Source organism: Streptomyces sp. NPDC003032 (assembly GCF_053591415.1).
In genome coordinates, this window is sequence record NZ_JBSFTT010000017.1 from 95,662 (window position 1) to 110,873 (window position 15,212).

The 15,212-nt window shown below is 73.1% G+C and carries 13 protein-coding genes; all 13 read right to left on the bottom strand.

The window, feature by feature from the left end:
• Position 1: 1 nt before the first annotated feature.
• The 13 genes from ACWDZ7_RS23940 to ACWDZ7_RS24000 all read right to left on the bottom strand — a co-directional run bounded on the left by ACWDZ7_RS23940 (position 2) and on the right by ACWDZ7_RS24000 (position 14,730).
• Entirely contained in the window at positions 2-853 is an 852-nt protein-coding gene (locus ACWDZ7_RS23940) for an SGNH/GDSL hydrolase family protein (protein WP_451799608.1), read from the bottom strand.
• Between the two features lie 149 nt (positions 854-1,002).
• The gene (locus ACWDZ7_RS23945; protein WP_451799609.1) at positions 1,003-2,253 is read right to left on the bottom strand and encodes an NADase-type glycan-binding domain-containing protein; all 1,251 of its coding nucleotides are present in this window, start codon (positions 2,251-2,253) and stop codon (positions 1,003-1,005) included.
• Position 2,254: 1 nt separating this feature from the next.
• The gene (locus ACWDZ7_RS23950) at positions 2,255-2,791 is read right to left on the bottom strand and encodes a phage tail protein (RefSeq protein WP_451799610.1); all 537 of its coding nucleotides are present in this window, start codon (positions 2,789-2,791) and stop codon (positions 2,255-2,257) included.
• A 419-nt stretch (positions 2,792-3,210) separates the two neighbouring features.
• On the bottom strand, positions 3,211-5,172 hold the full coding sequence (locus tag ACWDZ7_RS23955) for a putative baseplate assembly protein (protein WP_451799612.1): 1,962 nt from the start codon (positions 5,170-5,172) through the stop codon (positions 3,211-3,213).
• A 6-nt stretch (positions 5,173-5,178) separates the two neighbouring features.
• Positions 5,179-5,592: a GPW/gp25 family protein gene (locus ACWDZ7_RS23960; RefSeq protein ID WP_451799614.1), complete on the bottom strand. Its 414-nt coding sequence runs from the start codon at positions 5,590-5,592 to the stop codon at positions 5,179-5,181.
• Positions 5,593-5,678: 86 nt separating this feature from the next.
• The gene (locus ACWDZ7_RS23965) at positions 5,679-7,526 is read right to left on the bottom strand and encodes a VgrG-related protein (protein WP_451799615.1); all 1,848 of its coding nucleotides are present in this window, start codon (positions 7,524-7,526) and stop codon (positions 5,679-5,681) included.
• Between the two features lie 22 nt (positions 7,527-7,548).
• Complete coding sequence (locus ACWDZ7_RS23970) at positions 7,549-8,298, bottom strand: CIS tube protein (RefSeq protein ID WP_451799616.1); 750 nt, start codon at positions 8,296-8,298, stop codon at positions 7,549-7,551.
• Between the two features lies 1 nt (position 8,299).
• Positions 8,300-8,737, bottom strand: coding sequence for a phage tail protein (locus ACWDZ7_RS23975; protein ID WP_362991594.1), 438 nt, complete (start codon positions 8,735-8,737; stop codon positions 8,300-8,302).
• A 59-nt stretch (positions 8,738-8,796) separates the two neighbouring features.
• Positions 8,797-9,180: a hypothetical protein gene (locus ACWDZ7_RS23980; RefSeq protein WP_451799617.1), complete on the bottom strand. Its 384-nt coding sequence runs from the start codon at positions 9,178-9,180 to the stop codon at positions 8,797-8,799.
• A 2,838-nt stretch (positions 9,181-12,018) separates the two neighbouring features.
• Positions 12,019-12,177 (bottom strand): DUF6760 family protein, encoded by a 159-nt coding sequence (locus ACWDZ7_RS23985; RefSeq protein WP_451513469.1) that lies wholly within the window; start codon positions 12,175-12,177, stop codon positions 12,019-12,021.
• Complete coding sequence (locus ACWDZ7_RS23990; RefSeq protein WP_451799619.1) at positions 12,174-12,632, bottom strand: hypothetical protein; 459 nt, start codon at positions 12,630-12,632, stop codon at positions 12,174-12,176. Before ACWDZ7_RS23990 ends, ACWDZ7_RS23985 begins: the two co-directional genes overlap by 4 nt.
• Positions 12,632-13,075, bottom strand: a complete 444-nt coding sequence (locus tag ACWDZ7_RS23995; protein ID WP_451513467.1) for a phage tail protein — start codon at positions 13,073-13,075, stop codon at positions 12,632-12,634. The genes ACWDZ7_RS23990 and ACWDZ7_RS23995 overlap by 1 nt, the downstream gene beginning before the upstream one ends.
• 53 nt (positions 13,076-13,128) lie before the next feature.
• Positions 13,129-14,730 carry a phage tail sheath family protein gene (locus ACWDZ7_RS24000; protein WP_451799621.1) on the bottom strand — a complete coding sequence of 534 codons (1,602 nt, stop codon included), beginning with the start codon at positions 14,728-14,730 and terminating at the stop codon, positions 13,129-13,131.
• Between the last annotated feature and the right edge of the window lie 482 nt (positions 14,731-15,212).

Sequence of the window (15,212 nt, forward strand, 5' to 3'; positions counted from 1 at the left end):
GCTACTTGCAGCCGAGGCCGCCGTAGACCTTGGCCCCCGTCCATGAACCCGTGGCCCACTGGTCGGCCGGGGCGGGCGTGAAGGAGTACCGCTTGCCCAGTTCCTTGGTCAGCCACTGGGCGAACGCGGCCGAACCCTGCTGGCAGGAGTGGATGCCGTCCTTGCTGCGCTGCGCCTTGGGTGCGGCGTTGTCGGTGCCCCACAGGGCCGACGCGTCCAGGAAGTGGACCTTGCCCGGGTGCTTGTCCGCGACCTCCTTGGCTGCCTTGGGGGCGGTCTTGATCTGCGCCTCGTGCGGCTTGTAGAAGTCGTCGATCTTGAAGGGGGGCGCGGAGACGATGACGAGTTCGGCGCCGGCGTCGTTCACGGCCTTGGCCAGCCGCTCGTAGTCCGCGCGCTGCTCGGCCGGTGTGCCCCAGTCGTACGTGGTGATCTGGTACGCGACGACGTCCGGCTCGGCCGACTTCAGCTTCTTCGGCAGCTCGTCCCAGGTGGGTCCGGCGATCTCCCCGACGACGCCACCGCCGCCCGTGGCCGCCATCGATGTGAACGCCGTCCCGTCGGCCTTCAGCGCGGCGCCGACGGCCGGTGCCTCGGCCTCGCCGATGGAGTCGCCCATCCACAGCAGGCTCGGCAGCTTCGCGGAGGAGGAGGTGGCGGCCGCGGCCTTGCGGGAGCCGGTGCCCTTGTCGTCGTCGCCCGCCCCGCCGCAAGCGGTGAGGGCGAAGAGGCCCGCCGTGGCGAGCAGCGCGATGCCGGTGGTGAGGCGGACTGTGTGGCGCGGGCGGGAGTGGCTGCGGGGGTGGGTGAGAGTGCGGAGGTGGGTGGAGGAGGTGCTGTCATCGCTGTTCATGTCGTCCAGCGAAACCGATGAAAGCGCTGGTCGGGAGGGCTGTCATCGTTTGCTCACAGAGCGGTGGAGGTCCCGTCACGCGCCGCGTGCGTGACGGTCACCTCCGGGCGTGGAACCCCTTACTGCCCTGCGGACTACTGCCCTGCGGACTACTGCCCTGCCGAGCGGCCGAAGAACTCCAGCTCGGCGATGGCCACCTGGCGGTCCTCGGCGACGCCGTACGCGGAGCGCAGGATCAGCCGGGCGCTCACCGCGTCCCGTACCCGTACGTCGATCTTCTGTACGCCGCCGTCGTTGATCCGGCGGTGCAAGGTGTGCTCCTTGCCCGCCGAGTCGCTGACCACCAGGTCGAACTCCATGGGCCTGGCCTGAGCGGCGGCCTGCGCGGTGCGCGCCGAGCTGCCCGGCGTGATCAGGAGGTTGAGCAGGTCGGTGGGCTGGCCGAAGTCGGCCTGCAGCCACTGGCCCGCCGAGTCGCCCGCGTAGCCCGTGCCCCACCAGGTGTTGGAGTAGCTGTCGAAGGCGAGCTTCGCGGCCTGCTTGGGGGCGGAGTGCGAGGCGCTGAAGCCGGTGGGGTGGACGGGGACCCGCTTGGCGAAGTGGTCCTGCACGGCCCGCGCGGCCGGGGGCCCGCCGAAGATGCCGCCCACCACCAGACCGGCGATCACCGCGATCCCCACGGCGCGGGCGATCCACCGGGTACGGTCCCGGTGCAGGCGCGGCCGCTGACCCGCGTAGGGGCCCTCGGCGGTCGGGGCGGCGGAGTCCTTCAAGGGGTTGGCGCAGCTGCGGCAGAAGTGCCGGCGCAGCGCGTTGGGCGTCCCGCAGCTGCGGCACGCCGCACCGGTCTCGGGCTCGGCCGGCACGGCGGCCTGCCGCACCCTCGGGCGCGCCGCGTCGGGCCTGCCCGGCAGTACGCCGCCCGGAGTCTCCGGTGGCGCGACGGCCTCGGCGGCCTCCGGTACGGGGACGAGCAGCGAGCGTATGGCGGTGTCGGAAGAGGAGGTGCCGGAAGAGGAGGTGCTGGACGAGGAGGTGCTGGTGGGCTCCGCGGGCCCGGTGGTCGTCGCCGGGAGCGGGACGGTGGTGTCGGTGCCGCCGGATGCGGGGGCAGGCGCAGGGGCCGGAGCCGGAGCCGGAGCCGGTGCGGGGTCCGGGGCGGTGGCGGTCCGGGGCCGGTCGGGTGCGTCGGCCTCCCCCGTGGGCGCGTGGGCGACGCCCGCCGGGGTGTCCCAGCGCAGGAAGGCGCCGCAGGAGTCGCAGAAGGACTGGCCGCGCTGCCGGGCGGGGGTGCCGCACTCGGGGCACGGGGGCGTGGTGGAAGGAGAGTTGGGCATCTCGTCGGTCTCGTCCGTCTCGTGCGTCTTGTCCGTCTCGGACTGCTCGGGCTGCTCGGGCATCTCAGGTTCCTTCAGGGGAAGGCGTGGCGGTCACCTCGGCCGTGAAGGGGAGGTGCGCGGGGCGGGCGGCGGCGACGACGGACCGCAGGCGGTACGGGTCGACCACCGCAGGGTCGGGCACGTGCAGGGTGACGTGCAGGGCGGGGCGCGGGGTGCCGGGGAACGCGCCCAGTGGGCGCGCGGACCAGGTCGCGCCGCCGCTTTCGCTGATGTGCGGCCGTACGCCGAAGGCGAGTTCGACGGCGGCGGAGAGGCCGCGGCGGGTGCCGCGGACGCGGTGCAGGGCGACGGCGGAGGCCACCGCGTGACGGCGCACCGGCAGCGGCTCGCTGCCGTCCAGCTCCGTGCCGACCCAGTCCGTCAGCCACCCGAGGAAGTCCTCGGGTGCCAGGGCGGGCATGAAGTACGCGTCCAGGCAGTCAAGAACGGTGAAGACGGGCGCGAGCACGACATCGAGCCCGGAGACGAACCGCAGCGCGAAGTCGTCGTCGGCGAAGACGGCGGGCAGCTGCTCGGCGAGCGGATGCGCGGAAACCATCCCCGGCAGCGATCCACGACACGACCCACTCCCGGGGCCCGGCCCAGGACCGGCCCCCGAGCCGCCGCGCCCGGAGCCGGACCCGCCACCCGCCCCTGACCCCGAGCCGAAGCCCTTACTCGGACCGAGTCCCGATCCCGCCCCAAAACCCGAGCCAAACCCCGCCCCGGCACCCGACGGCGAAGCCGACCCCGCCCCGGCACCCGACGCCGCCCCGGCGCCCGACGGCGAAGCCGCGCCCGACGCCGACGCCGCCCCGGCACCCGACGCCGACGCCGCCCCGGCACCCGACGCCGACGCCGCCCCGGCACCCGACGCCGACGCCGCCCCGGCACCCGACGCCGCACCCGCCCGCGGCCCCCGGCCCGGACCGGTCACCTCCGCCTTCCGTAGGGACCCCGCCCCAGGCTCCCGCCCCGTCATCGCGCCTCGATCACACGGACGCGGTGGTCGAACGGGAAGAGCAGCGCGGACGGTGTCAGTTCGATGCGGTCGGTGGCGTCGCCGCGACGCGTGGTCAGGGGGTCGGCGGGGTGGAGGAGGACCTCGTCGACCAGTTCCACGCCCGGTACGCGCTGGAGTGCGGCGAAGATCTCGCCGGAGCGCAGCGGGCGGCCGAACGGCCAGCCCGTGCCGTGCGCCCCGCCGGTCAGTGGGTCCAGGTAGGCGTAGAGCGCGTCGAGGGCGTCGGCGCGTACCCGCTCCGCCTGCGCGGCGCGGAAGGAGTGCAGCGTGGCGACGACCGTGACGCCTTGGTAGAAGGGCGGGCCGACGGCGAGCCGGGTGCCGAGCGGGCGGCGGTCGTCGAGGAAGTGCGTGACGCGGGAGAGGAGTTCGTCGCCGGGGACGAGCTGTTCGAAGCGGAGGCGGCCGCCGCGGTCCGGCACGGCCTGCGGGACGACGAGGACCCGGACCGCGTTCTCGCCCGCCTCGGAGGACTCCGCGGCCAGACAGTGGATGCGGGCCGTCTCGGGCGCCGCGCGCCGCGCCAGCTCCTCGTAGTCGCGCGCGGTCACCGCCCGCTCCTGCGCGCGCAGCGCGATCGGCGCGCGGACCTTCGCCTCCCGCACGGTCTCGCCGTCCACACCGCCGCGCGCCGCCTCGCGGTTCTCCACCCGGGCGACGTACGGGATGGAGCTGCGCAGCACCTGGATCGCGCCGCGCGCCACATTGCCGGCGCGCCCGCCGCCGGTGCGGTAGCGCGTGGCGCGGAGCGCGGCGCCCTTGGCGGGCACCGCACCGAACTGCCGGAGGGTGCCATCCGGTTCACGTACCGCGGGGCCGAAGGCGATCTCGCCCGTCGCGGCGTCCAGGGTGACGTGGCGGTCGTACGGTCCCGACGCGGCGAAGTGGTCGACGACGTGCCACGCGTCCCAGCCCGACTCCTCACCGTCGGAGACCTCCAGGAGCAGCGGCGGCCGGTCGGCGACGACCGGCGCGTGCGCGAGCCGGACACGCTGCCCCGGCACGCCCGTGGAGTCACCGAGGGGTTCATCGCGTACGACATCGGCGTGCGCGACGGCGGTCGTGCCGCCGATGGTGAACGCGGACGCGGCCCGCACGGTCGGCGACGCGCTGTAGAACGGCTGGCCGTGCGCGGCCTCGACCACCCGGCAGCGCAGCCAGCCCGCGTCCTGCCGCCCCACCCGGGAGACGATGTGCCCGACCGGGATGTGCAGGACCACGTCGCCGGGCCGGTTGAGGCCACCGGTGGAGTCCTCCTCCACCTCGCACCGCGTCCACCCGTCGGCGGTCCACGCCTCCCACACCAGCGGCGGCTGGCGCGGGTCGACGCCGACGCCGTCCACCCGGCTGTCCAGCTGGAGCACGGCCACGCAGGCGGGCACCGCGGCGCTGAGTCCGAAGAGCAGCGTGTCGCCGGGCCGCGGCGCCTCGGCGAAGACGCCGACGTCACGCCCGCCGAACACGTCCTGCCCGCAGTCCTGCGGCGTGCCGCCCGCCTCCTGGCGCAGCACCGCCTCCAGTTCGCAGGGCACCACCGTCAGGTCCGCCTCGGTCGCGAAGGCCACCGCCTCCTCGGTCTCGGTGCGGCTGGTGGCCACCTCGGTCCCGGCGGGCAGCACCACCGGCTCGGGCTGCGGCGCGGAGAGCCAGAAGGTGACGTCGGCGCGGGCCGCGGAGGGCGGGAAGAGGGTGACGCCGAGCAGGTCGAGGAAGGCCAGGTGGTTCTTCTCCGGCACGCGGTTGAGGCGGTAGACGACCTGGTCGGCCATGTGCGCGACCGCCTCGACGAGGGTGACGCCCGGATCGGAGACGTTGTGGTCGGTCCACTCCGGACAGCGCTGCTGGATGTAGCGCTTGGCGTCGTCGACGAACTGCTGGAAGCGCCGGTCGTCGAGGTGGGGTGCGGGCAGGGCCATCGGACTTCAGACTCCGCTCTCTGATTCCGTGGACGGGATCACATAGAAGGGAAAGACGAGGCTGCGCGGGTTGTTGGTGCCGCGCACGGTGTAGCTCACGTCGATGAACAGGACGGACGGTTCGTCGGGCGCCGGGCTGACCTCGACGTCCAGGACCTCGATGCGCGGCTCCCACCGGTCGAGGGAGGTCCGCACCTCGTACCGGATGCGGCCCGCCGTCGCCTCGTTGACCGGGGCGAACACCAAGTCGTGTACGGCACAGCCGAATTCGGGCCGCATCGGCCGCTCGCCGGGCGCGGTGGCCAGCACGAGCCGGATCGACTCCTCGATCTCGCGCTCGCGGCGGGCCAGCGCGATGCCGCCGCCCGCGTCCGTGCGCAGCGGGAACGTCCAGCCCGCGCCGACGAACTGCTCACTCACGACCCTCAACTCCCCTGGACACGGACTTCGACTCCAAACTCCGACTGAAACTCCCCTGGACGCGAGACCAGGGAACCTCAACCCGCCTAGAACGGCAGGGCGTTGCGCAGCACGGCTGGCGCCATGAGCGAGACGGTGGCGACCGAGGTGAGCGTGACCGGGCCGACGGCCTTGACGCCCACCAGGCCGGTCGCGTTGATGTCCGCCGCGCCGCCCGCCGTGACGCCGAACTTCCCGCCCGCCTTGATGTCCACGGCCCCCGCGGCGCTCAGCGTCAGCGACCCCCCGGCGGTCAGCGACAGATTGCCGCCCGCCCTGATGTCCACGCTCCGCGTCCCCGAGATGGACACGGACCCGTCGCTGCGGATGGTCACGCTGGTGCGCGTCTCGTCCATGTGGACGGTCAGCCGCCCGTTCCCCGTCTGCAGCCGGATTCCGCTCTTCATACGGGACTTGGCGTCGACCAGCTCGACGGTGTGACCGCTGCGCGAGGCGAGGGAACGCCAGTTGACCCGGCCGCTCGTCGGGTCGACGGCCGGCAGGCCGTCCGGGTCGGGTGTCGGCTTGTCGACGCCGTTGTACAGCCCGGCGAGCACATACGGATGCTCCAGCGAGCCCCGGTCGAAGGCGGCGAGCACCTCGTCACCGACCTCGGGCAGCATCAGCCCGCCGCCCCGCACTCCACCCAGCTGCGCGACGCGGCACCAGTCGCTCTCGTACGTGTCCGAGAGCCACGGAAAGCGCAGCTTGACGCGGCCCAGCTTGAGCGGGTCCTTGGCGTTGCTGACCAGGGCCATCGCGACGCCCGGCATCGGCGGGGAGGCGTCGGCGCCGCCGGAGGCGAGGCCGTACAGCGAGCGGAACTGCCGCCCCGAGACGGTCAGCCACGTCGTGAACTGCCGCCCCGACTCGAAGAGATGGCGCACACCCGTCGCCGTGTACTTGCCCTCGAAGGGGAACCCGGCCCCCTTCAGCGCCACCGGCCGCCCCGGCCGCAGCTCGGGATTGCCGGTGACGGCCACCTCCACCTCCGCGAAGGACCCCGCCACGTCGTCCGCCAACGCCCGCGCCGCGTGCGTCACTTGGGCCTGCGTAGTGTATGGGGTCTGCGTCCCGGTCAGTTCGGAGGTGCCGAAGGGGCGTGAGAGCTGGGCGGGTGTGATGTCGGTGACGATGTCCTTGCTCATGGCCGCCGGTGACCGGGCGGACAGGGCCCGCTTGGCCCGCATGTCCCAGCCGCGCGCCCCCGCCGTGGCGACCTGCCCGGCGGCGGTCACCGCGACGCGGCTGTGCAGCGCGTTGTGCCCGAACTCCAGGACGTACGGGCTCTGCGCGGCGGGAGTCGTGTCGGCGGGCGCGCCCGCGGCGGGCGCGAGCGCCGCGAAGCACAGCTTGCCGTCCTCGTCGAACGACAGATGGGTGTCGTTCTCCTGGGCGAGGCGGGAGAGGAAGTCCCAGTCGGTGATGTTGGGCTGGGTGGCCAGCTCGTACACGGTCGGGGTCGCGTCGACCTTGCCGAGCTTCAGCCCGCTGAGGGCGGCGACGCGCCGCACGATGTCGGAGGCCGTCATGTTCGGGAAGCCCTGCACGCGGCGGTTGCGCAGCAGCCGATGACCGGGGTCGTAGCCGCGTACGACGAGGGACTTGCCGCCCGCGTCGGCGTCGACCTCCAGGGCGGTCACCTCACCGGTGAGCATCGGCTTGCCGCGCACGCCGTCGGTGAACGGACACAGGACGGCCTTGGCGCCCACCTTGATCTGCGGGAACTTCTCCAGGATGTCGCCGCCCGTGTCGGCGAAGGTGAGCTGGAAGGCGGACGGCACGTTGACGCTGGCGTCCACCCAGCCCTCGACGAGCAGCGCGGCCAGCTTGTCGGGCAGCACGGAGCCACCGATCTCGGCGTGCAGGACGCTTGTGTACGTCTTCTCACTCATCGCGTGTACGTCTTCTTCTCACTCATGCGGTCTCCACGTTCGCGGGGGCGGGTCGGGCCTCTTCGGCGGCGGGCAGCAGCAGCTCCGTGCCGGGTGCCAGCCGCATCGGGTCGTCGATGTCGTTGGCCTCGGCGATCAGCCGCCAGCGCGTGGCGTCCCCGTACTCCCGCCAGGCCAGCGACGCCAGCGAGTCACCGGCGACGGTGCGGTGCACCCGGCGCGCCGAGAGCGCGCCGGACGTCGGGTTCTGCCCCTTGGTGGGCATCGCCACCTCGGTGAGCGACAGCGCGCAGGTGGCACGGATCGGCTCGCCGGTCGGATTGAACAGGGTGTACGTCGCGCTGACACTGGTCACATACGCCACGAACTGCACGGTGTTGAACGACCCCCAGGAGAACCGCACCCACGGCGGCGACGGCCGCTTGGAGGTGACGCTCTGCGGCGTCACCTCGCAGCAGGAGAGCAGCAGGTCCACCTGCTTCTGCACCTTGCCGGAGGCCGGCGCCCCCGAGGAGTCGAGGAAGACCTCCAGCTGGAGCGTGGCGGGCACGGACCCGGTGAACTTCGGCGGGGCGCCCCGCATATAGGCGACCGCGGGCTGCGTGCGCCACTGCGCCGACCGGCCCATCTGCAACTGCGTCGGGTTGAACTGGAACTCGACCTCACCGATCTTCCCGCCCAGCGACCCGCCCAGATCGGTGGGCGGCTGGTGGATGGCCAGCGCGGCCCGCACCAGACTCGCCCCCGCCTTGCCGCCGGTCGGCGCGGCCATCTCAGGCACCTCCCGCGTCGGTGAACCCGTGGTGCGCGATCTCCAGCGTCTCCGTCGCCACGCTCGGGCTGTCCGGGCTGAGACTCGGCCCCTGCCAGCGCACGGGCAGCACCTCGACGAGCCCCCACTGCGCGACGACGGACCCGTCCGCGCGCAGGGCGGCGATCTGGGCCGTGGGCCGGGAGATCCCGGTGGCGATGGAGGAGATCCACGCGGCCACGCGGGAGGTGTCGGCGGTGAGGGGCCGGGTGAGACGGATGGTGGAGAAGGTCACGCGGGTGGGCAACTGCCAGACGAACCCGTTGTTGCCGCCTTCCTGCCGCTGCTCCACCTCCACCTCGGAGGACAGCCCGTCACAGCCGTTGAACAGGCCGAGGTCCTGGCCGTCGATGGTCAGCTTGAAGAAGACGGTGGAGCCGGGGTCCAGGGTCGAGGGCATGGGTTCTTTCCTGTGGCGGAGGAGGTGGGCTGAAGGGGGCGGTCGGGAGGGGCGGGTGATCACCGGCCGTGGTCGCGCAGCCGCCCGATCCGCTCACGGTCGCCGCGTAGCTCTGCGCGCAGGAGGCGGGAGAGCGGGGCGAGGAGGCGCCGGGCGAGGTCGTCGAGGTCGGCGGGGCCGGTTTCGGGTGCGGGGTGGGCCGACGGCTCCGGCCCGGTGCGGCCGTCGCTGGTTCCGGTTCTGGTGCTTCCGCCGTCGTTGTTCGCGGGGGTGGCGGTGCGAGCGGCGGGGGTGGGAGGGGGCGGCGGCGCGGCGGCGGGGACGGGGACTGACCTGGGGGCGGGCTCGGCCGAGCGCCGCTGGACGGTCGACGGGCGGGCGGCTGCGGGGCGGCCGACTGCCGGGGGCTGAGCGGTGGGGCGTACGGGGGCGACGGGCGGCACGGGTGCTCGTCGCGGTGCGCGGTGGCCGGATGCGCCCAGAGGCACGACGACCGGAGCGGCGGCCCCCACGGAGGAGCCGCCTCCGCCGTGCGGACCGGCTCCCTGGGACCGCTGGAGCGGCACGGGGGCGGGGGCCGGCTGCGAGGCAGGCCGCGTGGCCGAAGCGCCGCGGTCCGCTGCCGCGGGCTGGACGGTAAGGCTCCGGGAGGAGGTGAGGGGGAGAGCGCCGGCGCGGGCCGCCGCGGGCCGATAACTGCCGGGGGCGATACGGCGGTTGAGTGGCGCGATGGGCAGTGGTTTGGGGGTGCTTGGCGGGGTGGCTGGTGCGGGCCCGGGGGTGTTGCTTTGGGCGGCGGATGGGGGGCGCGTCGGTGTTGGGGTGGTGCGTGTGGCTTGCTGTGCGGGGGGGATTGGCGCGCCGATGGGGGCGCGGCGTGTACCGCCCTGCGGGGCTGCTGGTGCGGGGCGGGGGGTGTTGCTTTGGGCGGCGGAGGGCGGCTGTGTCGGTGTTGCGGTGGTGGGTGTGGATTGCTGTGCGGGGGTGATTGGCGCGCCGATGGGGGCGTGGCGTGTACCGCTCTGCGGGGCTGCCGGGGTGGGGGCGGTGCTGGTGTCGGCGGATGGGGGGCGCGTCGGTGCCGGGGTGGTGGGTGTGGATTGCTGTGCGGGGGTGAGCGGCGCGCGGCCGATGTTGCCCTGCGGCGCCGGGTCGGGGCTCTGCCGGCTCAGCGGCCGGCCGAGTCCGGTGCGGGGGTGTCCGCCGTCTGGGGCGGTGCGCCGGACCCGGCGTACGAGAGGCCGTCGCTGTACGGGCTGGACGGGGGAATCCGCCCGCACAGCGACGGGTTCCGCTGCCGTGACGCTCCCTGGACGGGAAGCGGCGGCGGCAGAGATCCCCGGGCCGGCGGGGGGCACCGGCCCGGGGACATCGTGGCCCCGGACGGAGGCGTCCGGGTTGTTCGTGGGTGCGGCCCCGACGGCGAACAGCTGCCGTTGCGGCACGGTGCTCGGTGCGGCGGACACCAAGGGGGAACGCCCTGCGGGCGTGGGCCGCACGAGGGGCACGGAGTACATACCTGACGCGGCGGAGCCGGAGGCCACGGAGCGCTGAACGGCCGGGACGGTCGGGGCATCGGGCGTATCGGCGTGCCGCTGCCGTGGGTTGTGGCTGGGCCGGCCTTGGCCCGTGCTGGGGGCGGTGGGGGTTCGGGTGCCGGTGAGTGGTGCGGTGGGCGTCGTGGCCTGGGCGGGCGTGGGCTTGTGGCCGGGGCTGACTGTCCTGCGTCGCACGGGCTGGGATGTGCCGGGGGCCGGGGTGGTGGCGTTCGGCGTGCGGCTGGCAGCGGCCTTGGGCGTTCCGTCAAGCGGCTGCGGGGGTGGCGCGTTGTGGGCGTGGTCGGGCCGGCTTCGGCCTGTGCCAGGCGCCGGGGTGATGGCGTTGGGCGTTCCGCTGTTTGGCTGCGGGTGAGGTGTGGTCCGGGCGTGATGGGGCTGGTCTCCGCCGGTGCCGGGGGCCGGGGTGGCGGCCTTGGGCTTTCCGCCGTTTGGCTGCGGGAGTGGTGCGTTGTGGCCGTGGTTGGGCTGGTCCGTGCCCGTGGTCGGGGTGGTGGCGTTGGGCGTCCCGCCACGAGGCCGCGGCTGCGGGGGCAGTGCGTTGTGGCTGGGCCGGGCCCGGCCCGTGCCGGGCGCCGGGGCGGTGGGGTGTGGGTGAGGTGCGTTGGGGTCACGGTCGGACTGGGCTTGGCCTGGGCGCGCTGCTGGGGGCGTTCGGGTGCCGGTCAGTGGTGCGGTGGTGTTGGTCGTCGTCTGGGCAGGGGCCGGCTTGTGGCTTGGGGTGGTTGCCTTGCGTTGTACCGGGTGGGGCGTGGTGTTGGGCGTTTCGCCATGTGGTCGTGGTTGTGGTGCGTTGGGGGTGCGCGTGAGCGGGGTCGGGGGGTTGGCAGTGCTGGAGGGGTCGTTCAGGACGCGCCTGGGTCCGTTCTGGGGCGCGCCGGCGAGTGGGGGCGTGTTGCTTTCGGGGGCGCCCGGGGTGGGGCTTCCGGCGCGGGGGGCGGTTCGTTGGACAGACGTACCGTCAGAGGCAGTTGACCCAGAGGACGGTGCCCTGTGGTCGCCGAGACCCGCGCCCCGCCCCTTGCGCGCACCGCCACCCGAAGCGGGAGCCTCGCGCCCTCCAGCAGCTGAAGCCGAAGCAGAAGCCGAAGCAGAAGCCGAAGCAGAAGCCGCAGGCAGAACCGCCGGCCGCTGAACCGAACCCGCACGCCCCTCCTCACCCTCACCCTCACCCTCACCCTCACCCTCACCCTCCGCCGGCCCACGCACAGGCAGCCTCAGCACCGGCAGGTCAAGCCTCGTCGGCCGCCCGGCCACGGGCCTGAGGACGTCGTGGAGGAGGCCGCCCGGCGCCGAGGCCGTCACCGCATGGCCCAACTCCCCGCCGAGGGAAGGGTCCTGGTGCGTGGCGAGGGTCGCCCCGAAGCCGCGCTCGGCGACCGTACGCGGCGCCGCCAGAACACGCTGGACCGGCGGCACGACGGCCCAGCCGCCACCACCACCCCGCGCGCCCGCCGCCACCGCATCGGCCCCGAGGCCGGAACCGAGGCCGGAACCGAGGCCGGAACCGAGGCCGGAACCGATGCCGGAACCGGCGTCGACGCCACCGCGCGGCGCCGACTCCACGACCCCGCGCCCGGACGTCCTACGCCCGGACACCGCACGCCCGCGCGCCCCACGTCGCCACCCGAACAAGCCCATCACTTACCTCGACTCACCAACGCCCCAAGGCCCAACAGTCCCGCGTCCGACGGCACCCGCATCACACCGCCGCCCGCCCGTCACTCACTCCCTCGCCGCGGCCCGCTCCACCAACGTGGCCGTCCGCGACACGTACGCGCGCCGGTCCCCGTGTTCGAGGTCGAGGATGTCGTCCATGCCCCAGTGGAAGTGATAGGCGAGGTACGCGACTTCCTCCTCGATGCGGTCGGCCGCGTACGTCACGATTCCCCCAGGCGGCTCCCGGCCAGCTCCACCTCGAAGGACTCCTCGCAGTGCGGGCACGCCACGGCCGCGCGCGTGTGCCCCTCCGCGTTGATCTGCCGGTAGAAGTCCTGGAGGAAGGCGAGGTCGGAGGCGAACATGTTCTCCACCGTGCCGTCGTGGACGGAGCCGAGCGTGCCGAGCCGGGTGATGACCCGGCCGAGCAGGACCACCGACAGATACGCGGGGTTCTCGCGCACACGCACGTCCCGCAGCGGGACCAGCTCGTCGCGCGCCGTCGCCAGCCGCATCGCGCCGTCGCGGTGCACGGTCCCGGACTCGTCCACGAAGCCGCGCGGCAACTCGAACTCGAACTCCGTGCGCAGCGGTTCACGGCTCCCCGCCGCCCCGCCCGCGGCGGCAGCCGCACCCGATGCCGCTCCCGATGCCGCCCCCGCCGGGCCTTCGCGCCGCATTACTCGATGACCAGCTCTTCGAAGACGATGGTGACCTGCTCGGTCAGCGCGGCGGCGTCGCCCGCCTTGACCCCGCTGGTCTCCACCTTGCTGCACCAGGCGTTGCGCAGGTTGTACCGCTTCACCGGAGTGTTCTGGTAGTCCATCATCATGATCGTGGCGTTCTTGCGCGCCGAACCCATGTCGCCCGCGATGGACTTGTTGATCCACTCGCTGAAGACGGGGCTCTGCGTCATGCCGCGCGTGACCGTGCACTCGCCGGCCTTCTTCACGCCGGGCATCTTCTTGACGACGGGCTTCCCGTCCGCCGACACCTGCTGGTACTCGATGACGTCCTGCTCCATGGAGAGGCCGCTGACCTCCTGCAGGTACTCGACCATGACGCCGTCGATCTGCAGGCCGAAGTTGTGTGTGGTGAGGGCGTCACCGGGCTGAAGGGACAAGGGGTTTCACTCCTGTTGTGATGGTTCTGGGGTACCTGGGTCGAGTACGCGGTCTACTCCTCCAGCTCGCCGCCCCCGCCGGAGAACTGCGCCAGCCGGAACACCACGAACTCCGCGGGCTTGACCGGGGCGATGCCGATCTCGCAGACGACCCGGCCGACGTCGACCGACTCGACGGGGTTGGTCTCCGCGTCACACTTGACGTAGAAGGCGTCCTCGGGGCGCGAGCCGAACAGCGCGCCCGACCGCCACTCGTTGACCAGGAACGCCGAGACGTTGCGCCGGATGCGCGCCCACAGGGCCTGGTCGTTCGGCTCGAAGACCACCCACTGGGTGCCGATGAGGATCGACTCTTCGAGGTAGTTGAAGTAGCGGCGCACGTTCAGGTAGCGCCAGGCCGGGTCGGAGGCCATCGTCCGCGCGCCCCACACCCGGATGCCGCGTCCCGGGAAGGCGCGGATGCAGTTGACGCCGATCGGGTTGAGCAGGTCCTGCTCGCCCCGGGTGATCTGGAGCTCCAGGTCCACCGCGCCGCGCACGATCTCGTTGGCGGGCGCCTTGTGCACGCCGCGCTCGGAGTCGTTGCGCGCCCATACGCCCGCCATGTGGCCGGACGGCGGCACGATCACGGACTGGCCGCTGGCCGGGTCGAAGGACTTGATCCACGGGTAGTAGAGCGCCGCGTAACGCGAGTCGTAGCCCGCCAGTTCCTGGCGCCACTGACGCACCTGGCGGGCGTTGAGTGCCGGCGGCGGGTCGATGATGGCCATCCGGTCGCCCATCAGCTCGCAGTGCGAGATCAGTCCGAGCTGGACGGCCTTGACCTGCTCCTCGTCGATCAGGCCCTGCTGGTAGGCGGCCATCAGGTCCGGCACCGCCACCATGTTGATCTCGTCCAGGGCCTCCAGGCCGCCGAACCCGGTGCGGTCGGCGGAGTCGCCGATGAACTGGGCGGTCTCGACGCGGGCCACGCCGCTGTCCGCCGAGGGCGCCGCGGACGCCGTCACGGCGGCGGCGGGCGCGGGCGGCGCGAGGGTCACGGTCTGCGCCTCGGGCCTGGCCAACTGGCCGCCCGCCGCCGGCGACGCCTCTTCCAGGACGATGGCCTTGGAACGCTGCTTGACCTGCGTGACGACGTAGTTGCGCGCGGTCTTCTTCGCGCTCACGTCGAAGCTCTCTACGACCTTCTCGCCGTCCTTGACGACCAGCTTGAAGCGGTCCGCCGCGTTCTCGCCCTCGCCGTCCTGCACCTCGACGGTGAGGCCACCGCCCGTGGAGCCCGCCGCGATCGCGGACACCGCGAAGGCGCCGAGCGCCACGGGCTCGCCCGCGGTCAGCTCCTTGGGCGCCTGCGCGGGGGCCGGCGCCTGCTCCCGGGGGCCGGTGGTGTCGGTGCCGCCGACTCGTACGACGTACGCGGCGGCGCCGCCGTTGTTGAAGAACCCGTACACGGAGTGCGCCAGGTAGTACCCGTCCGTGAACTCGCCGAACGCGGCCACGTACTGGGACCAGTTGGTCACCAGCGTCGGCTCGTTGAGCGGCCCGCGCGGCGCCAGACCGACGAAGGCCGCCACGGATGTGCCGACGCCCTCGATGGGACGCGAACCGCTGGCCACTTCTTCGATGTAGACGCCGGGGGACAGGTACGTGGGCATGTGGGCCTGGTCTCTCTTCCTGGAAGGGCGGAAAACTGGAGGGGAAGAAACGAGAAGGGGGAGGTACGGGAGGGAAGAAGGAAAACGATGTCCCACGCGCGTGCCGGTGCGTAGAGACAAACGGACGTCAACGAGGGCAGATGCCGCTGCCCGTTCGGCCGCCCGGCCGCCCGGCCGGTCACCGCGACAAGAGGGAGCGGGCCCCGGTGTGTCGGGAGGATGTCGGCGGGGGCAGCGGGCGTTGCCCGTCCGGACACCCGCGCCGACGCGGGGGAGTGGCGGAAAGCGGTTCGCGTTCCGTCCGCCGCCGCATCAGGCCGAATGTGAATGTTCCTTGGCGCATATGCCCCGCACCATGCTTCAGCGGCGTCAATACCTGGTCAACAAGGTGGCGCAAGTGCCCCGGGGCCTTCGGGAGGCCGGTGCGACTGTCGTAACGTTTGGTGCTGATGGACATCCGTGGCCGGTACGAACGGGCAGGC